This window comes from Mesorhizobium sangaii (assembly GCF_014207355.1).
Classification (GTDB): Bacteria; Pseudomonadota; Alphaproteobacteria; order Rhizobiales; family Rhizobiaceae; genus Mesorhizobium; species Mesorhizobium sangaii.
In genome coordinates, this window is record NZ_JACHEF010000003.1 from 323,661 (window position 1) to 349,777 (window position 26,117).

The 26,117-nt window shown below is 61.5% G+C and carries 26 protein-coding genes; 9 read left to right on the forward strand and 17 right to left on the reverse strand.

Annotated elements, in window-relative coordinates; genetic code table 11:
• Positions 1–60: 60 nt before the first annotated feature.
• Complete coding sequence (locus tag HNQ71_RS16615; RefSeq protein ID WP_184873629.1) at positions 61–336, reverse strand: hypothetical protein; 276 nt, start codon at positions 334–336, stop codon at positions 61–63.
• Between the two features lie 37 nt (positions 337–373).
• The gene (locus HNQ71_RS16620) at positions 374–673 is read right to left on the reverse strand and encodes a hypothetical protein (RefSeq protein WP_184873630.1); all 300 of its coding nucleotides are present in this window, start codon (positions 671–673) and stop codon (positions 374–376) included.
• A 1,370-nt stretch (positions 674–2,043) separates the two neighbouring features.
• On the opposite strand from HNQ71_RS16620, the gene HNQ71_RS16625 reads away from it, so the two are divergent.
• Positions 2,044–2,265 (forward strand): DUF768 domain-containing protein, encoded by a 222-nt coding sequence (locus HNQ71_RS16625; RefSeq protein WP_184873631.1) that lies wholly within the window; start codon positions 2,044–2,046, stop codon positions 2,263–2,265.
• Positions 2,266–2,281: 16 nt separating this feature from the next.
• Here the strand turns inward: HNQ71_RS16625 and HNQ71_RS16630 are convergent, their stop codons facing one another.
• Positions 2,282–2,689 (reverse strand): nuclear transport factor 2 family protein, encoded by a 408-nt coding sequence (locus HNQ71_RS16630; RefSeq protein ID WP_184873632.1) that lies wholly within the window; start codon positions 2,687–2,689, stop codon positions 2,282–2,284.
• Between the two features lie 143 nt (positions 2,690–2,832).
• Here HNQ71_RS16630 and HNQ71_RS16635 point away from each other — a divergent pair, with 143 nt between their 5' ends.
• Entirely contained in the window at positions 2,833–3,648 is an 816-nt protein-coding gene (locus tag HNQ71_RS16635; RefSeq protein WP_184873633.1) for an ATP-dependent DNA ligase, read from the forward strand.
• A 490-nt stretch (positions 3,649–4,138) separates the two neighbouring features.
• On the opposite strand, the gene HNQ71_RS16640 is transcribed toward HNQ71_RS16635, so the two are convergent.
• From HNQ71_RS16640 to HNQ71_RS16670, 7 genes are all read right to left on the reverse strand, one after another.
• Positions 4,139–4,483 carry a hypothetical protein gene (locus HNQ71_RS16640; protein WP_184873634.1) on the reverse strand — a complete coding sequence of 115 codons (345 nt, stop codon included), beginning with the start codon at positions 4,481–4,483 and terminating at the stop codon, positions 4,139–4,141.
• 1,952 nt (positions 4,484–6,435) lie between these two features.
• On the reverse strand, positions 6,436–6,612 hold the full coding sequence (locus HNQ71_RS16645; protein ID WP_184873635.1) for a Flp family type IVb pilin: 177 nt from the start codon (positions 6,610–6,612) through the stop codon (positions 6,436–6,438).
• Between the two features lie 243 nt (positions 6,613–6,855).
• Positions 6,856–7,158, reverse strand: a complete 303-nt coding sequence (locus HNQ71_RS16650) for a hypothetical protein (protein ID WP_184873636.1) — start codon at positions 7,156–7,158, stop codon at positions 6,856–6,858.
• Between the two features lie 488 nt (positions 7,159–7,646).
• Positions 7,647–7,835: a hypothetical protein gene (locus HNQ71_RS16655; RefSeq protein ID WP_184873637.1), complete on the reverse strand. Its 189-nt coding sequence runs from the start codon at positions 7,833–7,835 to the stop codon at positions 7,647–7,649.
• A 356-nt stretch (positions 7,836–8,191) separates the two neighbouring features.
• Positions 8,192–8,725 (reverse strand): BA14K family protein, encoded by a 534-nt coding sequence (locus HNQ71_RS16660; RefSeq protein WP_184873638.1) that lies wholly within the window; start codon positions 8,723–8,725, stop codon positions 8,192–8,194.
• Positions 8,726–8,953: 228 nt separating this feature from the next.
• Positions 8,954–9,400, reverse strand: coding sequence for a Ros/MucR family transcriptional regulator (locus HNQ71_RS16665; protein WP_184873639.1), 447 nt, complete (start codon positions 9,398–9,400; stop codon positions 8,954–8,956).
• Between the two features lie 252 nt (positions 9,401–9,652).
• The gene (locus HNQ71_RS16670) at positions 9,653–10,033 is read right to left on the reverse strand and encodes a DUF2934 domain-containing protein (protein WP_184873640.1); all 381 of its coding nucleotides are present in this window, start codon (positions 10,031–10,033) and stop codon (positions 9,653–9,655) included.
• Positions 10,034–10,458: 425 nt separating this feature from the next.
• Here HNQ71_RS16670 and HNQ71_RS16675 point away from each other — a divergent pair, with 425 nt between their 5' ends.
• From HNQ71_RS16675 to HNQ71_RS16685, 3 genes are all read left to right on the forward strand, one after another.
• On the forward strand, positions 10,459–11,406 hold the full coding sequence (locus HNQ71_RS16675; RefSeq protein WP_184873641.1) for an AEC family transporter: 948 nt from the start codon (positions 10,459–10,461) through the stop codon (positions 11,404–11,406).
• A 227-nt stretch (positions 11,407–11,633) separates the two neighbouring features.
• Positions 11,634–13,091 (forward strand): NAD-dependent succinate-semialdehyde dehydrogenase, encoded by a 1,458-nt coding sequence (locus HNQ71_RS16680; protein ID WP_184873642.1) that lies wholly within the window; start codon positions 11,634–11,636, stop codon positions 13,089–13,091.
• A gap of 97 nt (positions 13,092–13,188) precedes the next feature.
• Positions 13,189–14,205, forward strand: coding sequence for an aldose epimerase family protein (locus tag HNQ71_RS16685; protein WP_184873643.1), 1,017 nt, complete (start codon positions 13,189–13,191; stop codon positions 14,203–14,205).
• Positions 14,206–14,214: 9 nt separating this feature from the next.
• Here HNQ71_RS16685 and HNQ71_RS16690 read toward each other — a convergent pair whose 3' ends face one another.
• Positions 14,215–15,138, reverse strand: a complete 924-nt coding sequence (locus HNQ71_RS16690; RefSeq protein ID WP_184873644.1) for a sugar kinase — start codon at positions 15,136–15,138, stop codon at positions 14,215–14,217.
• A gap of 151 nt (positions 15,139–15,289) precedes the next feature.
• On the opposite strand from HNQ71_RS16690, the gene HNQ71_RS16695 reads away from it, so the two are divergent.
• Complete coding sequence (locus tag HNQ71_RS16695; RefSeq protein ID WP_095088046.1) at positions 15,290–15,739, forward strand: FixH family protein; 450 nt, start codon at positions 15,290–15,292, stop codon at positions 15,737–15,739.
• 7 nt (positions 15,740–15,746) lie between these two features.
• Complete coding sequence (locus tag HNQ71_RS16700) at positions 15,747–16,946, forward strand: cytochrome-c peroxidase (protein ID WP_184873645.1); 1,200 nt, start codon at positions 15,747–15,749, stop codon at positions 16,944–16,946.
• Position 16,947: 1 nt separating this feature from the next.
• Here HNQ71_RS16700 and HNQ71_RS16705 read toward each other — a convergent pair whose 3' ends face one another.
• Positions 16,948–17,400, reverse strand: a complete 453-nt coding sequence (locus HNQ71_RS16705) for an Lrp/AsnC family transcriptional regulator (RefSeq protein WP_056596145.1) — start codon at positions 17,398–17,400, stop codon at positions 16,948–16,950.
• 162 nt (positions 17,401–17,562) lie between these two features.
• Here HNQ71_RS16705 and putA point away from each other — a divergent pair, with 162 nt between their 5' ends.
• The gene (putA, locus tag HNQ71_RS16710; protein ID WP_184873646.1) at positions 17,563–21,171 is read left to right on the forward strand and encodes a bifunctional proline dehydrogenase/L-glutamate gamma-semialdehyde dehydrogenase PutA; all 3,609 of its coding nucleotides are present in this window, start codon (positions 17,563–17,565) and stop codon (positions 21,169–21,171) included.
• A gap of 14 nt (positions 21,172–21,185) precedes the next feature.
• Here putA and HNQ71_RS16715 read toward each other — a convergent pair whose 3' ends face one another.
• The 5 genes from HNQ71_RS16715 to HNQ71_RS16735 form a co-directional block, all read right to left on the reverse strand.
• On the reverse strand, positions 21,186–21,557 hold the full coding sequence (locus HNQ71_RS16715) for a bleomycin resistance protein (RefSeq protein ID WP_184873647.1): 372 nt from the start codon (positions 21,555–21,557) through the stop codon (positions 21,186–21,188).
• A 1-nt stretch (position 21,558) separates the two neighbouring features.
• Positions 21,559–21,873, reverse strand: a complete 315-nt coding sequence (hmuQ, locus tag HNQ71_RS16720; RefSeq protein ID WP_184873648.1) for a heme-degrading protein HmuQ — start codon at positions 21,871–21,873, stop codon at positions 21,559–21,561.
• Between the two features lie 66 nt (positions 21,874–21,939).
• The gene (locus HNQ71_RS16725; RefSeq protein ID WP_343068176.1) at positions 21,940–23,049 is read right to left on the reverse strand and encodes a TonB family protein; all 1,110 of its coding nucleotides are present in this window, start codon (positions 23,047–23,049) and stop codon (positions 21,940–21,942) included.
• A 1-nt stretch (position 23,050) separates the two neighbouring features.
• The gene (locus HNQ71_RS16730; RefSeq protein WP_184873649.1) at positions 23,051–23,494 is read right to left on the reverse strand and encodes a hypothetical protein; all 444 of its coding nucleotides are present in this window, start codon (positions 23,492–23,494) and stop codon (positions 23,051–23,053) included.
• A 5-nt stretch (positions 23,495–23,499) separates the two neighbouring features.
• Positions 23,500–25,704, reverse strand: a complete 2,205-nt coding sequence (locus HNQ71_RS16735; protein WP_184873650.1) for a TonB-dependent hemoglobin/transferrin/lactoferrin family receptor — start codon at positions 25,702–25,704, stop codon at positions 23,500–23,502.
• A gap of 200 nt (positions 25,705–25,904) precedes the next feature.
• Here HNQ71_RS16735 and hemP point away from each other — a divergent pair, with 200 nt between their 5' ends.
• The gene (gene hemP, locus HNQ71_RS16740) at positions 25,905–26,111 is read left to right on the forward strand and encodes a hemin uptake protein HemP (protein ID WP_184873651.1); all 207 of its coding nucleotides are present in this window, start codon (positions 25,905–25,907) and stop codon (positions 26,109–26,111) included.
• The last annotated feature ends 6 nt before the right edge of the window (positions 26,112–26,117 follow it).

The window sequence follows — 26,117 nt, forward strand, 5'->3', positions numbered from 1 at the left end:
GCTTTTTCATAACGTGTTCCTTTACGTGTCTGTTACTGGTTTGAATTATGCGCGCTAAGATCAGGTCTTGGGGGCGTCTTTCTTCACAGCCTTCTTAGGTGCCTTCTTGACCGGGCACTTGTGCGTCTTGGTCGGCTTGCAGGACGCGGTCTTCTTGGAGGCCTTTTTCGGAGCTGCCTTCATCGGAGCTGCGGTGGCCGGAGCAGTAGCTGCCGGCGCGGTGGTGGTCGAAGCAGCCGGAGCAGCGGTCGTGGTGGCGGCGGCGTTGCCGAGAGCCGGCATCGAGAAGGCGAGCGCGACGGCGAGACCGGTTGCGGAGAGGAGAGACTTTTTCATGGCTTCGTTTCCTTTGTATGCGGGTCGAGTTTGAGTGTTACTGAACCGGGTCGTTCGGTGTGACACCAAGCAGCTTCAGAGCGTTGGCGAGCATCCGGATACCCTGTGCCTGTTTCTTGGCGGCGCAGTACCGATTGCCCTTTCTCTGAAGTGCCTTTGCCGCGGTGACCTTCGTTGCCGTGGCATGAGTTTCGAGGGCTTCATCAAGCTGGTGGCTGAGATTGGTGCAACGCTCGCTCCGGGTAAGGGCGGGCTTTGCATCCGACTGTTCGACCGCCGCTGCCACGAGCGACATGGCGAACACCGCACTCATCAAGCTGGTCGAAATTTTTGTCATCAGGTCCGAAGAGCCCTCAACGACTTTCGGCGGCCCGTGGTGTGGCCGCGAGCCATGATGCGCTCCGTATTTGTCTGCGATGTTTCTGAATTGTTTCTGGATTGTAGAGAATTGTTTCCGCCTGATGTTTCACCCCAAGGGGCCCTTTGTGCGTTTCAATGGGGCCGTGCCGGGCGCACGGCGTGGTGTGACGCGCGTGATCTGGATGACTTGACGGAACATTAGCGACTTCTAAATATTCTCGCTTACGGAAGGCGGTGCCCTCCATCGCTTGCCGAAGATCGGGTGTCCTCCTGATCGGCCCGCGCTAGCCCGCAAGCGGCGCGGGCTTCAGTGAGGAACAGGATGATCTACAAACCGGCCACAACCTACATCGTCAACATATGCGAATGCGGGTCAGGCGGAAGAAGGATGGTCCCTCTCGTGCCGAGGGCAAGAGAGGAAAGCTTGGCTGCCGCCAGACCAAGTCGCTTCCGGCAAACAAAGCTCGCCATGTAATAGTGACTGGAAGCCGACTTTCCACCGAGAACGGTGCGACCCGGCGCCCCTCTTTTGACACTGAACAAACCAAGGGCGCCGAGTCTTTACCGGCGGCGCTTTGAGGGAAGCGGCGCCGAGAAGTGAGCATAGCGCTCTCGCTAGAGTTGTCGGAATACAACCTTTAGGATGATGGCCGCTGCTGCCTACATCCTGATCGAGACATACGACAACAGGTAAATGATCGCGATGGTCGCCGTAGCGAGTACGACCCATACGCCCAAGCTGCTCATGCTTCCTCGCTCTGGCAAGGCGTTGGGATGGAGGACGCCGGCCCAGGCGGAAAAGGTACTACAAGCACAAGCTGAAATAATCGAGATGCAGACGGCTACGGTGTGATCGCGGAACCAACCTCCAGCCGCGCCGTTTGTGTCGGGCGCTGCCCGAAACTTGCACCCAGGCCCTTCCGGCCTTGCATTTGCCCGATGCTTCTCCCCGAGGCAGCGGGCTAATAGGCACTCAATGCGCAGTGCTCTACCTTCGTTGGCCAATTTTGGTAGCGGGGAGGCCCGACCGGCCTTCATGGTGACGCAGGATTGCGGGGCCGGGCCTGCGCCGGACATTGTTGGGATGCCGGGCAGGTGGCCTGCGCGGTCCCCGGAATACCAGGCCCCCCTAAGCACCGGCCTTTACCCTTACGGCAGGGCGCTGCTCCCCTTTTGGAACCAAATCAGAGTTTGCAGCTTGTTAGCATTCAACGAATGAATGCATAAGGCGCGCCTAATGTTCAGTGACAAAGAAACACGATTTTTAGAAGCAGGGCTGTTCGCTGCCGTGCCGCTATCTATCCTGATCGCGGTGGCGATGGTTAGCCTTACGTTCGGCTGGTTTGGATGAGCACGCGCGGAACCGACTTTTTGTACAAATGGATGGCGTCCAACGTCCCTGAGACGGCTGGCGAAGATGTCATCTCAGTTGCCGACCTCACGCAAAAGCTGCTCGCCGACGCCAGGTCGATAGGCATCTCCAGCACCGAGATTGAGGAAGACACCGGCAGCGTCTACGAAGCAATTCTGGACGCGATCGTACATCATGACGTCGGCGTGGCGGACTGATCGACGCCGCCAGGGCTTAATCCCAAAATGTGTCCCAGGCGTAGAGATCGTAGACAAACTCCCGGCCGTCCATCACCTTGCCGTTCTTGATTTCGAAGACGATGCAAGTGAGTACATCCAGCCGTTTGCCGTTCCGCTCCCCGGTATCGCGATGTACGGCGACAACGGATCCGTCCTCGCTCTCCGTTACGTGCAAAAGGTGGGAATTAAACGTCACGTGAGTTTCGCTTCCCAACCTGCTGAAGTAGCCAAAAATCGCTTCGTGCCCCTTGTAATCTCCGGCGAGCGAACTCTTCCCCGGACCGTGCCACGTGCAGGACTCGTCGTTCGTTTGCTTGAGCGTGTCCATGTCTCCTGCTTCGAACGCTGCATAACCGCGCCGTACGAGATCGGAGTTCTGATTTCTTGGCGTCACGTCTGCCATGACTTCCTCCCCTTAACCGGGCGAACGGGTAGGTTTGCCGGTTGGCAAATCATAGGCCGTTCATTCGAATATTCAATTTTGCTAAAATTCTTAGGAACTAATAAGGGCACCACTCCTTGAATCGCGATTCCGTGAGCATGTGCATGCGTTTGAAGTTCATCGAGCCGCTAATGCCGACCTTGGTGGAGAAACCTCCTGAGGGCGACGGATGGATTCATGAGGTCAAGTTCGACGGCTACCGGTCGCAGTTGATCATCAGGGATGCCGACGGCGTGCGCATCTTCACCCGCCGCGGTCTCGACTGGACATCCGAATATCGCGACCTTGCCAAAGCCGCGGGCGAGCTCGATGTCGAGGATGCCGTCATCGACGGCGAGGTGATCGTCACCAATGAGGCCGGATTGTCCGACTTCAGGGGGTTGCGCAAGGCCATCACCAGTCGGCAGCAAGACCTCTATTTTGTCGCCTTCGATCTGCTGCATCTCAACGGTCATGATCTTCGCGACATGCCGTTGGAGGACCGGCGCGAGATCCTGCAGGCAATGATCCCCGCCGGCGGTCGCATTCAATTCAGCCAGGCGTTGCCGGGCGATGCCGCAAGCATTTTCCGTTTGGTCGATCAGGCCGGCCTTGAAGGCTTGGTTTCAAAGCGCAAGGACAGCAAATACCGAAGCGGTCCGTCGACCAACTGGCTGAAGGCGAAATGCTACTCGATCGACGAATATGAACTGCTTGGCGTCGAGCGCGAGGCAGGTAAGCCTGCGTTCGCACTGATGGCGGATCGGGCGACCGGGAAGTATGTCGGCTCGGCTTTCATCAATTCCAGCCGTGCGATCCGCGACGGTATGAAGCGGGCGGCGACGCAGTGGGTCAAGCCGGGGCTGATCGGACGTGTGAAGCACCTGCGCGGCGAGGATGACTTGCGGCACGCATCGCTGCAGGATTTTCGGGAGGAGTAAGGAGATGCAATTGAATCACCGGTCTCGTTGTCCTGATAGTCTTAAGTGCAGCGGGAACCACTATAGCGTTGATAGCTACGTCCACCCAACTGCTGATCCATGAGGAAAAGGAAGTATCGGGCTTGTTCGCGTGCCAATTTTCACCGGAACAGGCGTGGAGCTCAACCATTCCAAAACCCGCTGCGAGCGGTTCGCCCTCGTAGCGAAATAAACCAGATGGCTCCCTCTGCTCTTATGGCCTTGCCGGCGCCGCCATGGATGGTATTTTGGCGCTGTGGCGGCTTCGTCAAGCCCTAGCTAATATAGATGAGCCCGCGTCATCCAATCGATGGAATGGAGCCCGCCATGGGCCGATGCTACTTTGATGCGTGGCGCGGCTTAACCCCTTCGCCATATAGCGCCGGCTGAAGGAGATCCCCCTTAGTTATTAGTCTGCCGGGGCTCCCCCGGACGAGGAGGCCCAGGGAGGGCGGGCGCCATGGCGACCGGACTAGCAACAGAGGGATTCCATCGTTCCAGCACCGCTGCCAAGTTTGAACCTGAATTTCCGATAACCATTGCGGTGATAGCGGCCATAGCCGGCGGCTTCGGGGTGGTCAGCGGCTTTGCGCTGTATTTCTTCCTGCTTCACTTTGTTAAAGACGGGACTTTCAACTGGGCTGAAATGGCACAGAGGACGTGCGTGGGCCTGCTCACCGGGGCCATAGGGGGCTTCGTCTTCGAATTGATACGGGACGCCATCCACGACGGTGAGCGGCTGGGTTGGAAGAGGCGGGGATTCGAAATGGCCGGTACCCTCATGCTGTTCGGCATTTTCGCGGTGGCGCTGGACCATCTGCCTGAGACGATCTCCGAAGCCGAGAAAATCTTCTTCAGTAGCTCGACGGAGGAAATCCTGGGCGTGACCTCCGGGCATAAGGGGCGGGGCTACGCTCCGGTCTTCATCATTGTATTGCTCTGGTTAGCGATCGGGGCGGCGGCCTCAGCATCGTTGGCCGTCGCCGTCTGGTACATAGCTGCGGCCAAAAGCTTGAAGGAGGGGCTGGGGTTGTCCCTCATAGGCAGCGCGGTCGGCCTGATGATCGTGATGGGGGCAGTTACCCTCTATATGATCGTGGCTCGGTTGGTTGTGTTGCCGGGTCTGATCGCCGGAGCACCCGGCAGTGCCGCAAGCGCGTGGAAGGAAGTTGAAGTAATTCCGCTGTTCCGGAATATGGCCGCATCTGCCCAGTCCGCGTTCAGCGAAATGAGGGCGGGCAACCTGCTCCCTGCGCTTGGGGCCGCCCTTCCCCTGCTGGTCTGGGTTTGGGTGCTTGTGTCTGCGATCACGCGCGGTGAACACCGGTGGGTGGTCGTTGCTTTCATCATCCTGCCGCCGGCCCTGTTCATCTTTGCCCCCGTTGCCGTCCAGATCCTGGCGGTGCTCGCAACAACTGCAGTTATCTGGTTTGCACCATTACTGGCGCTCGGTCTGGTGCTCCCTTTCCTGAAGAGAGCTTCATCCGCTCCTCGGTACTGGGGCTATGTCGCATTCGGTATGGCGTTGATGACGATCCTTCTGTGGTGGGTGCGAGGTCAGATGGTTTTTGGGTACCTCGCGCTTGCTCTCGTTTGCGTCGGCTTCGTCCTGATGTGGCGGAACGACAGGGAATGGCCGTGGTCGATTATTGCGGTGATCGCAGGATTGCTGCTGCTGAGCCTCGTCAGCGTCCAGACTACCGTGGCCCCATCGGAGGAGATTTTCCGGGACATGCAGAAGGTGGCCGCGAGCAAAGAACTTTTCATGCCGTGGCACACAGAGTCTATGGAGCGAATAGTGCATCAAGTGATCCGACAGCCATGGCTCAAGTGGCTGTTCGACTCTCCCAGGGACAGTCAGCTATCGGGCGCACCCGGTCGTCAGTTGTCAGCCAAGGAGAAGAGTGACCTTGACACAGCCCTGTCGGAGTATGCACGCCGTGAGATGCGCAACACGCTGACCCAAGAGACCCCAGAGACGACGGATCGGGCTCTTTGGGGTCTCTGGGGTCAGCAGGGCGTACCCGGTACTCAGTTGTCCCCAGAGGTTCTCAAAAGTCTCAGTCAGGAGCTGGCCCGTCGGGAGCTGGAGGAGGCGGCTGCGCGGCGCAAGGCGCAGGAAGCAGACTGGGCCGATGAGACCTCGCCTGCGCCGGCCGTAGAAGCGCACGGCGAGGGCACTGACCCGAAAGGCGGCACAGGCGCGGTAATGTTCGAGCCTGTCGTGATGGGAGCGTATGGATTCTGGACCGTGCTCGGCGCGCTCGCGGCATGGTCAATTTCCGACAGGCGCCGATCCGGCCGGCCGCGGCGCCGGGCCAGGAGGGCGCCGCCGGCATTGGCTGATGATTCAGGCCAATCCTCGATGCTATTTGCGCCTATGAGCCTGGCTTGCCGAGTGACCATTCGCCACTTGCCGGCGCCATCGAGATCAGGAATAAAATCCTCCATTGCGGCGAAACCCCTTCAACGGAGATCGCCATGTCCAAGACCCTCGCCGACACCCTGGCTGCCAAAGATTCGCTTCACGTCAATTGCGGACATCCGGCATGCTGCAGGTCGACAAAGCTCGACGTCCAGGCACTTATTGACCGGCTCGGGCCGGACCATGGTTCCATGCACTGGGATCTGGTCGGCATCTTCCGCTGCTCGTCGTGTAAGGTCGCAGGGCGCGACCGCCGGCCGGTGTTCTTCACTGTGGTTCCCGACTATGCAGGCATACAGGCTCGGCGCAACCGCGACTGGAAACCGACTTTCGATCAGACCGAATTACGACCCGCTGGTGTTGAGCGTGTTGCCAATAAACTTGTATTTGCCGTTGACCGAATTGCCGAGCGCACCGGCGCCGGTGATAATGGCTAGCGCAATCAGGCTGGCGATCAGAGCATATTCGATGGCGGTCACCCCAGATTCGTCTTGGATGAAACGAGCAATCACATTTTGCATGTCAGGACCCCTGCCTGCTTCTATAAGATAATCCTAATAGATCACCGCGAGTTGCAGGTGCGTTAAGTTTCTAAGTTGAGGGTCGGTTAAATTTTACCAGACTTTTGAAATTCACGCGACGATTGCCCGGCGCGAGGCTACTAGCGGCCCAGCGGCCAAGGGTGGGCGGGCTGGGTTTTTGACCACTGGGCCCAACCGGCAAAGGAGAGGGGTGCCGGCTGGCGGATTGTACGCCGTTCTCGCTTAGTCGACCATGTCTCGCAGGGGCTTCTTGCGGGTCGGCGGCAGGTACTTCCTGACCAGTTCCACCGTACTGGCTTCGACCGTGACGCGCCCAAGCACCTGCACGGTGACACGGCCAAGATCCTCGTCGACGTAGATCACTTCACCCTCGAATCTCATCCTGTCGCCCGGCTTCGCCTTTGGATCGATAATCGAAGAGGGATTGTTGGCCGTGAGGATGTGCAGGGTGACGCGATCGTCAATGCGTTTGCCCACCGTGGCGCTGATCGCCACTCTGTCACCGATTTTGATGTTCCGCGCCATGGATAAGACTCTGGAGCGGCGCGTCTGGTATCAAGAGACTGCTAATATATCGACGGCGGCGTGATCGAGAAATCTAAGGCTGGGTTAGCGCCTATAGGCCAATTGCGCGATTGCTAACAAATCAAGCGCTGCGGGGAAATTCGACCCTTCCCCGTAGTGGCCGGTGTGGTCCGTAGTAGCCCCTAAGAGCCCCAGCTGCACCGGCCATTCCCCATGGCTGATAGCGCCAACCTGTCTGTACGAATTTTACAATTCCTGCCGGAACAAGCGCCCGGCAAGTTCGTTTAGGCCCTCTAGTGGAATGTGCCGATGGCCGACGAACGGGACGAAGCACGCACCAGACCGGACGATTTTATCGTTAGGCGGTTGGCGGCTGAGGCGGGAATTTCCGAAGAGCAAGCTCCGGCGCTTATCGCCATTCTTGGCGCGCATAGTTGGTCATCGCTCGTGCGAGAGGCCCGCATTATGGCCGCTCAACAAGGCTAGACCTACTTCCGCACGATCCATTCAAGCAAGTCGGTTTCGATCTCATCGCTGCCGGCATAGTCGCGGATCAAAAGCGCGGCTGCGGCCCGCCATTGGTCTTCTGGAATGTTCTTTTCGATGACGGATTTTACGAAGGCGCTGCGAATGATATCGCAGTCGAAAGACGATACCGAAACACCCAGCTTATCCATGGTGCAACCTCCCATCCAAGGGCTGGAAACAGAATGGTGACTCCGGGATTCACTAATGCGTTCAAAGCCGCTTTCCGCCTCACCCCGGCGCCGCCGGCCACCAGCAGTCCGCCGCGTGCCCCCACGCGACGGACCTCTGATGGGAGCGGCTGCATCCCAAAGGAATCAACCGGTTGTAGTTGTATTGTGAACTGCGGGATCGCGTTAGCCTATGGTGTGATCGCGGAAGCCCAAAAGTGCGGATCGAGGAGGGATCACGCCGGCACAATGACGACTAATTCGCCGGGCGCTCAGAAGGCGAACCAAAAAGCCCGCCACCGTGAGGCAGCGGGCTAAACGCGACAGCATGCCGTATTTCAGTAGCGGTAATAGTGCCTACGGTGGTGATACCTGTGGTGGTAGTAGTGCCTGTAGTGATAGTAGTGCCTGTAATGATAGTAGTGCCTGTGGTGATAGTACCTGTGGTGGTAATAATGTCTATGGTAGTAGTGCCTGTGGTAGTACACAGGGCGGTAATAGCCCCCGCCGTAATACGGGTCAGCATAATACCCGCCGCCGTAATACCCGCCTCCGTAATACCCACCACCGTAGTAACCGTTGTTGAACATGCTTCCGATCAGGGCTCCGGTGATAAGTCCTCCTGGAAAGAAGTCGTTGTAGCCGCCGTATCCACCCCCATAGTAGCGGTGGCCATAGTAACCCCCGTGTCGCCTGTAATGGCCGCCTCCCCAATAATTGTTGCGCCATCTGGCGCCGCCCCGAACTTGGATGACGTCGGGCTGTGCGCTTTGCGTCTGAGGCACGAAAATTGGTGCGGCATCAACTGGAGCAGTGCTCGTTAGCCCTAACGATGATATCAAGGCAGCCGCCATGCCGGACAGGAACTTCATGATCAAGTCCTCCCTGAATTTGGGCACTATTTCTCGTTATCCCGAACGTCGTTGATGCGAAATTGTTCCCAGACTTGATGAGCCTATGCCAGCCCCCGCAAAGGCGCTTGACGATTTCAGTAGGGGGAGAAGGCCGGCGCCTGATGGGGAGGTTGCCTGAAAGGCGCCGGCCAAAAGCGGACGGCAGGTCCGCCGCAGTTTTCTGATAGCTGAGTCTTGACCTTACGTTTAAGCCTTCGCCTTCCGCTTGGCTGGCGCCTTCTTAACAGGCTCAGCCTTACGACCTAAACCACTAGCCTTCGCTAGAGCCGATCTGCGGTTGGAATAGGATGGCGCGACCATTGGGTAGTCATGCGGCAAGCCCCACTTGGCGCGGTATTGATCAGGCGTCATACCAAGCAAACCAAGGTGGCGTTTCATCGACTTGAATTTGCGGCCGTCTTCCAAGCTCACGATGTAGTCGGGAAACACCGACCTCTTCGGATTTACCGCCGGCACGAGAGGCTCTGCTGGCAGGGTCGCCGGCAGGATAAGGCCTGAGAGCGAAAGATGCACTGAGGCGATCAGGTCAGGCAGTGAAGCGGCTGGCAATGGGTTATTGGTCACGTATGCAGAGACAACCTCCGCAGTCAGCTCGGCCAGTGCGGCGGCGTGGTTGTCGGTTTCGTTGGTCATTTGTCGGTCCCCCTGTTAGCTGACAAATACCTATCTATTAGGGCTGTCTAAAATGCGCAACCTCACCCCAGCGCCGCCGTCGACCGTTTCACTATCGGCGAGGAAAATCACTCCTGCAGCTTCGAGATGACGTGCCTCCGGCTGGACAACGCTCCTAAGAGGACAGGCAACCTTCTGATGATGATTTCGGGGTCGCTCATTGCCGCCTGACCGTTCCGCAAACAACGACAGAACCCCGCTTCGGCGGGGTTTCTATTTGCTGAAATTCTGCTGCCCAGCGGCCAAGCTCGCCGCCGCATCCTCTATTGCCACCCGGTCATCGCCCAGCCGGTCTATAAGGTCTTGTGCCTGATCGCCCGTGATGCCGGTTCGCATCGCCAGGACCTCGACGGACATGACGTCGGAAATGGAGGTCTCGCCGCGCCGCGGCTTCTTCGCCTTGCCTGATAACACCGTAGCTCCAATGGCACTTGGTTCGGTGGTGCCTTGGCGGGCCTCCAGTGCAGCCTCGCGGTCAATTTCGGCTTCAGCTCGGTGCCAGTGTTTTTCCGGGTCATCACCATGGACCCCGCCTTCGCGTTCCCAAATCTGAAACGCGCGTCGCCGAATTTTTTCGTCCCGTTCGTCGTCCATGGTGATGCTCCGCGTTGGAATATCAACCAACGCTGAGCGGGACGGAATGATCCAGCACGGAATGGTGATTTTTTCTTGTATGGCCCCACCAAGAAAAACCCGCTGCCGGGGGGGGTGAGCAGCGGGTTTCTTTTATTAGCTAACCCAGACAGGGAGGATGCGTGGCTAGCTTGGCGCCGACCACAGGCTGTGCAAGTAGATGGCCGACGGCTAGAAAACTACCCCACGGCTAGGCCACCCCACAATTGCACAAGGGTATCGCCGTCATACGCGAAGGTGCTAGGGGCCTACGCAAAAGGGCGGGGTTTGGTGGTGGCGCTGGAATGGATGCCAGATAAGTTCCATCCATTCTTTGGAAGACGCTTTGGAAAGCGTATTGCATCCGAAATAATTATCCTTTTATTTCAAATCACTACAGCAGGCTTATGTCTCCGCTTACCGAAACCGTCCTTTTCGTCTTCAGCCTTGTCGCGCTCGGCTATCTCGCCGGGTTCACAGGCTATCTCAGACCGGCGAGCGGCGAGGGGATATCCGATTTTGCGGTCAGCGTGGCGATGCCGCTGCTGTTGTTCCAGACCATGGTGAACGCCGATTTCCACGGCGTCGCGCCATGGTCCCTGTGGGGCGCCTATTTCGCGGCGGTAGCGATCACCTGGGCCGCCGGTCATCTCGTCACCACGCGGTTCTTCGGACGGGATGCGCGTGCAGGGGTCGTCGGCGGCGTGTCGTCGGCCTACTCCAATGTCGTGCTGCTCGGTGCCCCCTTCATTCTCGGCATATTCGGCCCGAGCGGCTTCGAAGTGCTGTCGCTGCTCGTCTCCGTGCATCTGCCGATCATGATGATGGCATCGATCGTCCTGTTCGAGATGTTCGGCCGGAGTGGCAGCGAGCCCATGCACCCCTTGCGCATCATCCGCAGTTTCCTGAGGCGGCTGTTCATCAATCCGCTGATCATCGGCATTCTGGCGGGACTGGCATGGCGCCTCAGCGGCGTGCCGCTGCCCGACCTTGCCATGCGGCTTGTCGATGCGCTGGCCGATACGGCCGGGCCGGTGGCGCTGTTTGCCATGGGGCTCAGCCTGCGCCGCTTCGGCATTTCCGGCAATGTCCGGCCGGCGCTGGCACTTTCGGTGCTGAAGCTGTTCCTGATGCCGGCGCTGGTTCTTGTCTTCGTCTGGCTGCTCGGCCTACCGCCCTTGACGGCCAAGGTGGCGGTCGTGATCGCGGCGCTGCCGTCCGGCATCAACTCCTATCTCATCGCCGTACAGTTCAACACCGGCCAGGCGCTGGCATCCAACCAGATGACCATCGCCACAGCCTGCGCCGCCGTGACGACTGCTTTCTGGCTGACGGTGGTGCTCCACGTTTTCTGATCGGGTACGAAGATATCCAGATTATGCCGGCCTGCGATCGGCATGCCAAATGTCGACCTGCTCTCGCCTCCGGCTGGCCCAACCCCTATATGCCATGTAGCGATTGCTTGCGGGCCTTGCCCTAGGTAAAGAGCAGTGGCTCCGGCGTGCCGGCTTCAATTCCATGGCGCACGCTCACCGAAGACTTCACAGACCGGCCCGTCAGTGCGCCAAACGGAGGATAGACCATGCTTCAGAAAACCAGCCATTTCATGCGGCAGGCCAATCTCATCAACGGCGAGTGGGTGCAGGCCGATAGCGGCCAGACGGTCGATGTCAACAACCCGGCCACCGGTCTCAAGATCGGCACTGTGCCGAAGTCGGGCAAGACCGAGACCCGCCGTGCCATCGAGGCCGCCGAAGCTGCCTTCAAGTCGTGGCGCAAGACGACTGCGCTCGAGCGTTCGAAGCTGCTGCGCAAGCTGCACGACGCGATGATGGACAATCAGGACGTTCTGGCCGAACTGCTCACCATCGAGCAGGGCAAGTCGCTGTTCGAGTCCAAGGGCGAGATCGGCTCCGCCGCTTCCTACATCCTGTGGTTCGCCGAGGAAGGCCGCCGCACCTACGGTGATGTCGTACCCTCGCCATGGGCGGACCGCCGTATCCTGGTGACCAAGGAGCCGGTCGGGGTCATCGCCGCCATCACGCCGTGGAATTTCCCGTCCTCGATGCTGGCCCGCAAGCTCGGACCGGCACTTGCCGCCGGCTGCACCGCCGTCGTCAAGCCGGCCTCGCAGACGCCGTATTCAGGTCTCGCCTGGGGCGCGCTCGCCGAGGAAGTCGGTTTCCCCAAGGGCGTCATCAACATCCTGACCGGTTCGGCCAGCGAGATCGGCGACGAGATCTGCGCCAATCCGCTGGTGTCGAAGATCACCTTCACCGGATCGACAGAGGTCGGCAAGCTTCTCATCCAGAAGTCCTCGGTCACCGTCAAGAAAGTGTCGATGGAGCTCGGCGGCAACGCGCCGTTCATCGTCTTCGACGACGCCGATATCGAGCGTGCCGTCGCCGGCGCGATCACCGCCAAATACCGCAATTCCGGGCAGACCTGCGTTTGCACCAACCGCTTCCTGGTTCAGGCCGGCGTCTACGACAAGTTCGTCGAAAAGCTCGCTGCCGCAAGCAACGGGTTGAAGGTCGGCTCCGGCCTCGAGGACGGCGTCCAGCAGGGGCCGCTGATCGACGAGAAGGCGGTCGAGAAGGTCGAGGAACTGATTGCCGACGCCACCGCCAAGGGCGGCAAGATCGTCGCCGGCGGCAAGCGCCATGCGCTCGGCGGTTCGTTCTTCCAGCCGACGGTCATTGCCAATGCCACGCCCAAGATGCGCTTCATGAAGGAAGAGATCTTTGGCCCGGTCGCACCGGTGTTCAAGTTCGAGACCGAGGAAGAGGCAATCGCGCTTGCCAACGACACCGAATTCGGCCTCGCCTGCTATTTCTACACCGGCGATCTCGGCCGCGCCTTCCGCGTCATGGAAGGGCTGAAATACGGCATGGTCGGCGTCAATGAAGGCCTCATCACCACGCCCGAGGCGCCGTTTGGCGGCGTCAAGGAATCGGGCCTCGGCAAGGAAGGCGGACATCAGGGCATCGAGGATTACCTCGACACCAAATATGTCTGCATCGGCGGCCTCGGCCTCTGATAGACTGGCTCTGTGGGGGCAGGTCTGCGACCTGCCCGCCTCAGTCGAGAAACCAGCCGAAATCCTCTGATTCAACTGGCGTTTGCGGGAATGGCGAATGAAGGACGGTGAGGTTTTCGGCACGACGCAGGCGGGCGAGCCGGTGCGTCGCTTCGCGATCAGGGGTGGCGGTCTCACCGCCAACATCATCGGGCTCGGCGCGATCGTCCAGGATTTGCGCCTTACCGGACATGATGCGCCATTGGTGCTCGGCTACAACAATTTGAAAGCCTATGAGACCGACACCGCCTTCTTCGGCGCGGTCGTCGGCCGCTACGCCAATCGCATCCGTGACGGCCGCTTCACCATCGCCGGCCAGCGCTACCAGACCGAACGCAACTTCCTCGACAAGCATACATTGCATGGCGGCTCGCAGGGCTATTTCCACCGGCCGTGGACGGTTTCGCTGCATGGCAGGGATTTCGTCACGCTGACGCTGCATGATCCCGACGGCACAATGGGCTTTCCCGGAGCGCTCGACGTCACCTGCACCTACCGGCTGAAGATCCCCGGCACGCTCAGCGTCGAGCTGACCGCGACCTGCGAGGAGCCGACGCTGTGCAATCTCACCCAGCATTCCTATTTCAACCTCGACGATGGTGGCGCTGGCGACATCCTCGACCACAGGATGATACTGAATGCCGGCGCCTATCTGCCCGTCGATGGCGACATGATCCCGACCGGCGTGGTCAAGCCGGTTGACGGCACGCCCTTCGATTTCCGCCAGGCGCGGCCGCTGCGCATGGAGACCGAGGGCGAACAGCTGCCCTACGACCAGAATTTCTGCCTCGCTCCGACGCGTGGGCCGCTCAAGCAGGCGGCTTGGACGCAAGGGGCGAGTTCCGGTGTCGAGATGGAGGTCTGGACCACGGAGCCCGGCGTCCAGCTCTATACCGGCCAGTACGTGACACCGCGCAAGGGGCTGGAAGGACGAGACTACAGGGCCTTCTGCGGTTTCTGCCTCGAGCCGCAGGTCTGGCCGGATGCGCCGAACCGGCCGTATTTCCCGCAGGCGACGCTGTGGCCGGGCGCGATCTACCATCATGTGACGGAATATCGGTTCCGGCTCCCTTAGTATTTCAGGTCATTCGTTCTCGAACGCCCTCCGCAACGTCTCGAACGGGGCCAAAGCGCCGCGCACCTGCACCACTGCGGCGGCGACGCGGTGCGCGCGCAATACGGCATCCACCGGGGCGTGGGCGGCGAGGCGTGCGGCCAGATAGGCGCCATTGAAGGAATCGCCGGCGCCGGTTGTGTCGACGGGTGCGGCGACATGGATCGCCGGCACGTCGTGCAATGTTCCGTTGTCGGCAATCAGTGCCGGCGCCTCGCCGTTCTTGACGACAACCTCGCGGACCACTTGTCCGAGCCGTTCGGCGGTCGCTTGCGGGTTTGCATCACCGAACAGCATCTGCTCGTCGGGAAAGGTCGGCAAGGCGATGTCGGTGACGGCAAGCGCCTCGGCGATCGCTGCCTGCGCATCCTCGCGCCGGCGCCAGAGCCGCGGCCGGTAGTTGGGGTCAAAGGCGACAGTCGAGCCTGCCGCCCGCGCGCCGGCTACGGCCGCCAACAGCGCAGCCCGCGGGGCATCGCCCAGAATTGCCAAAGTGATTCCGCTGAAGTAGATAAGCGCTTGATTTTCCAGGTTTTTCGACAATACAGCCGGATCGGAGGCGAGCTGCCGGGCGGCGGCGTCGCCGCGCCAGTAAGTGAAGGAACGCTCTGCGCCGGTGAGCGTGATCGCATAGAGGCCGGGCCGCGCCCCGGCTATGACCGGGCTGGAGCCGATACCGATGCCGTTTTCAGCGAAGAAGCCGATCTGGTCTTGCGAGAAGGGGTCGTCGCCGAAGGCCGAGACATAGGTTGCCGGCCGGTCGCCGCTCAACGCGTGCAGCGCCCACAGCGTGTTGAACGTGTCGCCGGCAAAACCCATGCGCCAGTTCGGGCCTGTCTGGCCCGACAGTTCGAGCATGCATTCGCCGATCGAGGCGACGCCGTTTCCCGCCATCTGCAATCCTCCAGTGATCCCGGTGCTGTAGCTTTTTGCAACGGGCAGCGCCATGCTTGGCAAGCAGGGTTTTTTCCGCCACAGCGTTTTCCCACAGGCTGGCGGGATGCGATCCGTCCGGCAAAACGTTGTCTGCAGAAGAGGAACCGGTTTGGCATCGTTATGGCGTTATCTTCTGGCGGGTCTTGGTCTGGCTGCCCTGCTGGTCGGCATTCTCGCGGTCGTCTATCTGACGGCGCCGCGATCGTCGCAGCCTGCCGGCCCGGATGTCTCTCGGACGAAGAACACCGACAACGGGCTTTTCGTGGCAAGTTTTTTGCCGGAGCGGGGCGTCGTGCGGCAAGGCGAACTGGAATCCTGGCTGCTGACCCTGAAGACAAAGGCCGGCGCGCCGGTGGAGGGGGCCGCGATCGCGATTTCCGGCGGCATGCCGCAGCACAATCACGGCCTGCCTACCAGCCCGCAGGCGACCGACTATCTCGGCGACGGGCGCTATCGGATCGAAGGGGTGAAATTCACGATGAGTGGCTGGTGGCAGCTGCATTTCGCCATCTCGGCCACGGCCGGTTCCGACACGGTGCTGTTCAACGTGGTGCTGTGAGCGACCGATGAGGCACTTTCCGCGTTTTCTGGCGCTGTTGGCAGCCGTTGTCCTTGCCGGTTGCGGCAAACCGGATTTTTCCGACGCCGAGAAGAGGACCGTCGCCTCGCTGGCGCTGTCGGCGCTGCCGTCGCTGAAGCCCGACACCACCAACCGCTTTGCCGACGTGCCGGCGGCCGCCGCACTCGGCTCGACGCTGTTCTTCGACCAGGGGATGAGCCGCGACGGCACGGTGTCCTGCTCGACCTGCCACAAGATCGACCGCCAGTTCCAGGACGACCTTCCGCAAGCAGTCGGCGTCGGCCACACCAACCGGCGCACGATGCCGCTGGCGGGCGTGGCGCGCGATCCCTGGTTCTTCTGGGATGGCCGCCGCGACAGCCTGTGGGCGCAGGCGCTGACACCGCTCGAAAATCCGCTGGAGCAGGCGGGAAACCGTACCGCCTACGCGCACTACATGAAGGCGCGCTTCGGCGAACGCTACGAGCGCATCTTCGGGCCGCTGCCCGAATTTTCCGGCATGCCGTTGAATGCCAGTCCGCTTGGAAATGACGCCGAGAAGGCCGCTTGGAACGCGATGAGCGGCGCGCAGCGCGATGCCATCAACGGCGTCTATGCCAATATCGGCAAGGCGATCGCCGCCTTCGAACGGTCGATCGAGCCGGTGCCGACACGCTTCGATCGTTTTGCGCTGGACCTCGCCACCGGCGCCGAGGCGAAAGGAGATGCCGCCTTTTCCCAGGAGGAAATCCTCGGACTGAAACTGTTCATCGGCAAGGCCAATTGCGTGACATGCCACAATGGGCCGCGCTTCACCGACAACAGTTTTCACAACACCGGCGTGCCGCCCGTCGCGGATCTGCCGCCGGATCGCGGCCGCATCGACGCGGTGGCGCAGGTAGAGGCCGACCCGTTCAACTGCCTGGGCGCCTATCGTGATGGCGACGCCCGTGCCTGCGGCGAGCTGCGTTTCATGGTCAAGGATGGGCCGCAGCTGATGCGGGCCTACAAGACGCCCTCGTTGCGCGGCGCCGCCACGCGCCCACCCTATATGCATGCCGGGCAGTTCTCGTCCCTCGACGAGGTGGTCGCGCATTACGCCAAGGCCGCGCCCAGTGTCGAGGGAACATCCGAAGTCCATCCGCTGGAGCTGTCGGACCGCGAACGTGCGGCGCTGGTGGCGTTCCTGAAGACGCTGGCGGAGTGATCTACCGGTCCTTGACCGTCTCCATCGCCACGAAGGTCGAGGTCTGGGCGACATGGGGCAGGGCCGAGATGCGTTCGCCAAGCACGCGGCGATAGGCGGCGATGTCCCTGGTGCGGACCTTCAGCAGATAGTCGAAGCTCGACGCCATCATGTGGCACTGCTCGATCTCCGGCACCGCTTGCACGGACCGGTTGAAGGCATCGAGCGCTGCGGATCGGGTGTCGGACAATTTCACCTGGACGAAGGCGACATGGCCTTCGCCCATGCGCTCGCGGTCGATGATCGCCTGGTAGCCCCTGATATAGCCGTCCTTTTCCAGCCGCTTCACCCGCGCCTGCACCGGCGTCTTCGACAGCCCGACCTTTGCCGCCAGTTCAGACATCGAAAGCCGGCCATCGCTTGCCAGCGCCGCCAGGATATTCCGGTCTATGCGGTCCAATTGGTCTTCTGTCATCAAAAGCGCAGTCCATATGCCAATTCTGGATAACAATGATAGATCGAATGACCTAAAATGTCGATTTCTTCGGACCGACTGAAATTCGTACCTGTGCTAGCTTGCGCCATTCGGTCCGGTGACCGCCGGCCCGCTCCCTTTTGTTCGATCCACGGGACCGCCATGCCGCTAGATTCCATCCGCCAGCAGATCCGCGCCAACTATCTGCCCGACGAAGACGAGGCCATGAGGCGACTGGCCGAGGCGACGGGGCTTTCCGCGAAAGACCGCAACGCGATCTCGGCCCGGGCCGCCGATTTGGTACGGGCCGTGCGCGGCTCTTCCGATCCGCGATTGATGGAAGTGTTCCTCTCTGCCTACGGTCTCTCCACCAAGGAAGGCGTGGCGCTGATGTGCCTGGCCGAGGCGCTCCTGCGCGTGCCTGACACCGAGACGATGGACGATCTCATCGCCGACAAGATCGCCCCGCATGACTGGTCGGCGCATTCCGGTGGTTCGAGCTCCATCTTCGTCAATGCCTCGACCTGGGCGCTGATGCTGACCGGTCGTGTCCTCGATGAAGGCGAGGGCGGCATCGAAGGCACGCTGCGCTCGATGGTGCGTCGGCTGGGCGAGCCGGTCATCCGCAAGGCGGTGGCGGCCGCCATGCGTGAGATGGGCGAGCAGTTCGTGCTCGGCCGCACCATCACCGAGGCCGTCAAGCGCGGCCGGCCGATGACGCAGAAGGGCTATCTCTATTCCTTCGACATGCTGGGCGAAGCCGCACGCACCGAGGCCGACGCGTTGCGTTATCACAAGGCCTATGCCGACGCGATTTCTTCGCTCGATGCCGGTTCCAACGGCCCTGATATCCGCCAGAATCACGGCATCTCGGTCAAGCTTTCGGCGCTGCATCCGCGCTACGAGGTAGCGCAGAAGGACGAGGTGCTGCCTGTCATGGCCGAGCGGCTGTTGTCGCTGGCGCTGGCCGCACGACATTCGCGCATGGGTCTCAATATCGACGCCGAGGAGGCTGACCGCCTCGATTTGTCGCTCGACGTCATCGAGCGGGTGCTGGCCGAGCCGGAGCTCGCCGGCTGGAACGGCTTTGGCGTCGTCGTCCAGGCCTATGGCCCGCGCGCGGCGTTTGCGATCGACTGGCTCTACGCGTTGGCCAAGAAATACGACCGCACCATCATGGTGCGGCTGGTCAAGGGCGCCTATTGGGACACCGAGATCAAGCGGGCGCAGACGCTCGGACTGTCAGGCTATCCCGTCTTCACCCGCAAGGCCAACACCGACGTTTCCTACATGGCTTGCGCCAAAAAGCTGCTGTCGATGACCGACCGCATCTATCCGCAATTCGCCACCCATAACGCCCACACCGTCGCCGCGATCCTGTCGATGGCCGGGGACCGCGATTCCTTCGAATTTCAGCGCCTGCACGGCATGGGCGAGGCCCTGCACGAGACGGTGCGCAAGGCCGAAGGAACGCGCTGCCGCATCTATGCGCCGGTCGGGGCGCATTCCGATCTGCTTGCCTATCTGGTTCGGCGGCTGCTGGAGAACGGCGCCAATTCCTCCTTTGTACATCAACTGACGGACGAGGAGGTCGAGCCGGAGGACATCGCCCGCGATCCGCTCGAAACGGTCGAAAGCCAGGGCCCCGCCGCCAATCCGGCGATTGCCCGGCCTTCCCTGATCTTCGGCGCCGGTCGCCGCAATTCGAAAGGTTTTGACATCACCGACACGGTGACGCTGGCGGCGATCGACAAGGCCAAGGCTGCGTTCGCAGGTCCCGACCGCTGGCATGCGAAGCCGATCACGCGGGCCGCCGGCTATGGCAAGCAGCGCCCTGTCGTCAATCCGGCCAAGCCCGCCGAAGTCGTCGGCACGGTCAGCGAAGCCACCGCCAAGCAGGTTACGACCGCAGTGCGCATCGCGGTGGAGGCGCAGCCAGCCTGGGCAAAGCGTCCTGTCGCCGAGCGCGCCGCCATCCTCAATCGCGCCGCCGATCTCTATGAGGCCAACGCCGTCGAGTTCTTCGCGCTGGCCACCCGGGAAGCCGGCAAATCGCTGGCCGACGGTGTGGCCGAAGTGCGCGAGGCCGTCGACTTCCTGCGGTACTACGCGGCCGAGGCGGCCAATGCCGAACCGGGCACGCAGGCGCGCGGCGCCATCGTCTGCATTTCGCCGTGGAATTTTCCGCTCGCCATTTTCACCGGCCAGATCGCGGCTGCACTCGTGACCGGCAATTCGGTGATCGCCAAGCCGGCCGAGCAGACGCCGCTTATCGCCTTCCGCGCTGTCGAAATGCTGCGCGAGGCCGGCGTGCCGGAAGATGTCATCCAGCTTCTGCCCGGCGACGGTCCCTCGGTCGGCGGCCCGCTGACCGCCGATCCGCGCATCGCCGGTGTCTGCTTCACCGGCTCGACCGAAGTCGCCAAGCTGATCGAGAAGCAACTGGCCGACACGGCCGCGCCCGACGCCATGCTGATCGCCGAGACCGGCGGGTTGAATGCGATGATCGTCGATTCCACCGCGCTGCCCGAACAGGCAGTGCGCGACATCCTGGCCTCGGCTTTCCAGAGCGCCGGGCAGCGCTGTTCGGCGCTGCGCGTGCTTTATGTGCAAAAGGACGTCGAGAAGAAGATGCTGGAAATGCTGAAAGGCGCCATGGAGGCGCTCAGCATCGGCGACCCCTGGCGGATTTCGACCGATGTCGGCCCGGTCATCGACGACGAAGCGCAGGCTTCGATCCGCGAGTACTGCACGAAGATGGGCCTGCAGGGCCGGCTGATCGCCAAGCTCGAGGCGCCGAAAGATGGCCGCTTCGTCGCGCCGCACGTCTTCCGGGTCAAGGGCATCGAGGACATGGAGCGCGAGGTGTTCGGGCCGGTGCTGCATGTCGCCTCGTTCGACGCCGACGAGATCGACGCGGTCATCGCCGCCATCAACCGCAAGGGCTATGGGCTAACCTTCGGCCTGCACACCCGCATCGAGGGCCGCGTGCAGCATTTCGTCGACGGCATCCATGCAGGCAACATCTACGTCAACCGCAACCAGATCGGCGCCGTCGTCGGTTCGCAGCCGTTCGGCGGCGAGGGGCTGTCAGGGACCGGGCCGAAGGCCGGCGGTCCGCACTACCTCCGTCGCTTCCGCAAGGGGCCGGAGGCGGGCACGCACATTGCCGAAGGCCACAAGGTGACGGCGACTGAGCTTGCCGATAATCTGCCCGACCCGACGCTGGGTGGCTGGTCGACGCGGCCGGACCGGGTCGCCATCCTGAGGAAGCATCTGCGCGGCAAGGGTGCGGCAGCCATTGGTGCCGCCGCCGGCATCGATTTCGGTCAGGTCGACCTGCCCGGGCCAACCGGCGAGGCCAACACGCTGTCGCTGTCGCCGCGCGGGCGGGTGCTCTGTCTCGGCCCCGATGGCGACACCCTGCTTGCCCAGGCGATCCAGGCGCTCGCCGCCGGCAACGCGGTGCTGGCTGTCGCGCCGGGCGCACCGGCGGCGCTCTCGGCGTTGACCGGCAAGGGCCTGCCGCTGGCCGCAATAGATGGCCGGCCCGATCCGATCGAAGCGCGCTCGCTGCACGTCGACGTCGTCGCTTTCTCTGGCACACCGGAGGCTGCCCGCATCGTGCGCAAGGTCATCGCCGACCGCTCAGGGCCAATCGTGCCGCTGGTCAGCGAGGTGCTCAACCCGGCGGCCTATGCGCATGAGCGCGCCGTCTGCGTCGACACTACCGCGGCGGGCGGCAATGCCAGCCTGCTGGCCGGGGCTTGAGCCCGGCCGGCTGCTTACACCTCTTCGGGTGCGCAGCCGAATTTCAGCAGATTGCCGTGCGGGTCTCGGATATGGAATTCCTTCATGTTCCACGGCCGCACGGTGAACGGACTGAGTTGCCTCACCCGGCGCGCCGAAAATTCGGCATACAGTGCCGGCACCTCGCCGCCCCTGATATAGCAGGACGAGACTTCGGGAAGTTTGCGGTCGTCGCTCTTCCAGAAATGGATTTCGATGTCGCCCCGGCGCACGATCAGATAGTCGTCCATCTCCGGCTCGACGACACCGAAGCCGAGCTCGTCGCGATAGAAATCGCGCGTTGCCTCGACGTCAGGCGAGGGCAGGATCGGGATGCTGCGCGCAGGGTCTTCGGCAGGCGTTGCCATCTCAGGCACCCTCCACGACGGAAAAGCCCTCGAACTGCGGATGTCCGAGATAATGGACTTTCGTGGTGCCGACATTTCTGTGGGCAGCGCGAAAACTCTCCGACTTGGTCCAGGCGACGAAATCATCGTGGCTCGCCCACACCCTGTGCGAGGCAAACAGCGTGTAGCCTTCAGCCTCGTTGACCGGGCCACGCAGCAGATGGAACTCCCGGAAGCCTTTCATCTGCGCAAGGCTGGAATCGCGGTTCTTCCAGACGGCTTCGAAATCGGCTTCCGAGCCAGTCTGCACCTTGAAGCGGTTCATGGCGATGTACATGGAGGTTCCTTTCAGCGGTCTTGAACATTGATGATTGATTGACGAGTTGGCTAGAGCGGCGCCAGCTCAGAACGGTCCGATTGGTGCCTTGAATCGCCAGCTTAGCAGGCCGGTTTCTGGGGGGATGGGAGGGAACGGCGCCTGTTTTCGCACAAGGTCCAGGGCGAATTGATCGAGCTCCTGAGAGCCAGAGCTTTTGGCAAGGTGCAGGTCGACGATGCTCCCGTCGGCCAGCACCTCAAATGCGACCAGAGCGTTGTTGCGGGCTGTCGTTTGCGCGGATTTCGATACACGGCGATTGGCGCGAGCCAACTTGCTGGCCACGGCGCCGCTATAGCGAGACGCCGCAGCATTGCCGGCATCGGTTTGTTTTCTGCCTTTGCTGGCAATCGCGGCCTTGATTTCCCGGCCATTCGCCGCGCCGCGCTTCTCATATGCTTGGCCTGCAGTTGCTGGCGCAACTGCCGGAGTTGGCCTGGCGCTGGGAACCGGTGGCTGCTGTGGAACAGCGGCGGGCGCCTCGAGACTTTCGGCTTGAACGGTCGGCTGTGCCGGTGTTTCAGTCTTTGGAGCCACACTCTGGTCATCGAGGCGGGGCGCGCCTGCCACCAGTATATCCGGCGCCGCCGCTGGCTGTTTGACCGCTTCCGGCAAAGGCTTGACTGGTGGCTTCGCCGTTTCCGGCTCGGAACGCTGCGTTGCTGGCGCCGGCTTGGCCGCCTTTTCCGGTTCTGGTTTGGCCGGCTGCGTATTCGGCACCAGCGTGACATTCACCGCCGTCGGATCCTGGTCCAGTGCGCTGCCGACCACCTTGTCCCCGGACTGATCGCTGCCTTCCGACTGCATGGCGTCCTGGGAATCGAATATCTCCGGGGGCGAAATCAGAAAACCCGCAGCCACCGCCGCATGGAGCAGGCAGGAGGCGGCGATCGCGGCCGTCCATTTGCGGTTCCAGGCCGATGGCCGTAGCGGTGCAAGCGCCTCAGTTGGCGTGATAGCCAGCTCGGCAGCGCTGGCTTCGGAGAGGGGGTTGATATCCTGCATGTCTCGCGGCGAGACCTGCTGCGACCCTAACAGAATTGTCAAATCAAGTTCGTTTGCTGTCAGCGGCAGTCGGCCGTGGCCGGCCAAAGGCCATGCCACTGCGCTTTGCAGGAATGCGGGATGCAGTCCCACCTCAGACGCCGAAAGCGATACCGGTCTTGGTGTCGGTCTTCAGGCTGCGCATGCAGGCGTTCGGTTCGACGCCTGTGCCGGCGCATTCTGTTGCGCTGTTGATCAGCACACGGCTGACCCAGGCGCAGTCGGTGCCGGCCAGATCGAAGCGTGTCACCTTGGTCTTGCCCGCCGGCAATTCCTTGAAGTCGAGCACGGTCAGCCGGTCGACGACGCCCATCTTGTTGAATAGGGCGATCTCGAACGCCGCCTTGGAGAGGTCGGCGCCGAGATTGTTGCTGACCACGAAGGTCAGACGGCAGCCCTTGTCGGAGGCTTGCGCGCCGTTGAGTTCGAGGGCCAGCGCGGGAACCGGCGCGGACTGCTCAGCCCACACCGGAACCATCGCAAGCGACATCGCCAACGTCGAGGTCAGCAGACGAAGCGATGTCCTCAAGCTCGTCATTGCCGTCAGCCTCCAAATCGCATCGTTGCCGCCAGCTTCAGCGTTATGCCCGGTTCATAGACCGCAACCGTCGTGCTGCCGTTCAACGGGTTGGCGTATTTGACATCGAACAGATTGTCGGCGCGGAAATCGACCTTCAGATTGTCGGTCGCCTGATAGCTGGCGAAGGCATTGACCAGCGTATAATTCTTGGCCACCGCATTGCCCTTTGGCTTGCCATTGTACTGCACTTCGCCACCGACGGTCAGCTTGTCCTCGAGGAAGCGCAGGCCGAGCTGGGCCGTGACCTGCGACGACGGAATGGTGGCAAGGTCTGCCTGGTCGCCTTCATAGGATATGGTGTGACCATTGATGATGGACGCGGAAAGTCCGGCATAACCCCATGAAGCATCGTAGACGCCCTCCATCTCGAAGCCGTTGATCTTGGCCTTGGCGAAATTCTGGTACTGGAAGCAGATCGGGATGCCTGGGCCGAACGGGCAGCCGCTGGTCGGGTCGAACGGCGAGAGTGTCACGCCGTCGATGTAATCATCGACATTGTTGTTGAAATAGGCCGCCTTGATGCGGACCGCGTCACCGGCCTCCAAGATGTCATTTTGCTTGTAGTTGACGCCAAATTCCGTCGTCTTGCCGGTTTCAGGACGCAAATTGGGATTGGGTAGGAACGGGAAGGAAACGCCGGCCGGATGGTTGCCGCTAATCAGCGTCTCCGTAAGCGAGGGCGAACGGTAGCCTTCCGCGTAGGTGCCATAGAACTGCACGCCGGCAAGGCCAGCGCTTTCGAAGGGCGAGACGCCGACGGTGACGCGCGGCGACACTCTATCGCCTGATGTCTGGTGGGTATCATCCTTGAGGCTGTAATTGTCGTAACGCAGCCCGGCGATGACTTCGAGCCAGTCCCAGGTGAGCTTGTCCTGGACATAGGCGCCGGAAACGTTGCGCTTGCCCGAAGGCGTGTAGAAACTGTCGCCGCCGGCCGTGCCGTCGGTCTTGACGTTGTCACCCGCCCAGTCACCGCCATAGGTGAGTTCGTGCGCGACGCCGGCAGTCTCGAACCTGGATGTGTTCCAAATGTCGATGCTGGTCGTGCCGACATCGAAGGTCGAGGTCGAACCTGTCGGCAACACCACGGACAGGCCGGTGACCGGATCGAAGCGTTTTAGGGGGACGAGGCTTGTCAGGTCGAGATTGGTCTTGTTGTAGGATGTGTTGATGTGAAGATCGAGCCAGCTCTTGTCTTCATCGGTGACGTTGTAGCGGGCCGTGAAGGTGTTCGACTTCAGGTCGACATCATTCACCGGTGCGCCGCCGCTGATCTCGTTCCAGCCATCGCTTGAGCCGACCCAGCCGAGCTTCAGCGCACTGTTGTCGGTCGGCCGGATGGTGGTCTTGAGCAGGCCGCTGAGCACGTCGAAGCCAGTGCCCTTGACGGCGTCGCCATCGCCGTCCTTGTAGTCGTCATAGTTGCGATAGACGATGTTGCCGAGCGCGTCCCAGTTCTCGTTGAAGCGATAGGCACCGGATGCGCTGGTGGTCCAGCCCTTGCCGTTGCTCTCGTAGCGCCCGGTGACGGAACCAGCCCATGTCTCGTTCGGCTTGAGGAAATCCTCGGCATCCTTGGTGTCGAAGAAAACCACGCCGCCGATGGCGCCCGAGCCATAGGTGTTGGCGACAGGACCGCGGATCACATCGACGGATTTGACGAGCTCCGGATCGATGTAGACGGTCGACTGCGTGCCGTGGTCGGAACGCTGGAAATTCTGGCGGGCGCCGTCGACGATAACCGCGACGCGACCGAAATCCTGCAGGCCGCGGATGTTGATGCTGGTGCCGACGCGCCTGGCGTCGGCCTGTGCCGCGATACCGGGCACACCGAGCAGCATCTCGTTTGGCGTCGTCGCCATGCGGCGGTCGAGCTGTTCCTGGTCGATATGGCTCGCCGAAGCCAGCGATTCGATCGCCGTCTCGCCGGTACGGCTCAGCACCAGGATCTTGTCGAGAAGCGTTGCGCCCGGCGGGGCAGCCTTGGCCTCTTCGGCCTTCGGTGATTGCGCCGCTTGCTGGGCGCTGGCCGGTGGTGCCAGCAAGGCGACTGCAGCGACGCTTGCCAGCAAGGCCGCCATTCCGCGTGGCGTGGATCGCCCGCCAAGACCCTCATCAGACCGGCCGATGTCAAACCGGCCACGCCATTCCCAATTCATCAACCCCATGCCCCAACTCCAAAGTCCAGGTTCGTTGCTGGCTGGCCTGGGGCTCGCTGGCGCTTTTGATCGTGTCCGGCGTCTTAAATGTTGACTCGTTTACTCCGGTATTGCACTGACTAGTAAACATGATTATTCAAGTCAAGAAATGAATCGGCATTTATGCAACGCCTAGCCAGACGCCCGGCACAGGAAAGGGATCGATCCAGATGAACACACACAATCCCAATGACTTTCGCTATCGCGTGCGCCGTTCCGACGATCCCTCCACCCGTTTCGACCGGGTTCCGCTGGCGGTGCGAACGCTGTCCAGCAACACCCTGTTCCAGGGCGAGCACGAGATCGGCATCGAGCATCATGGCGCGCTCTACCGGCTGAAGATCACCCGCCAGGGCAAGCTCATTCTCAACAAGTAAGGCAAG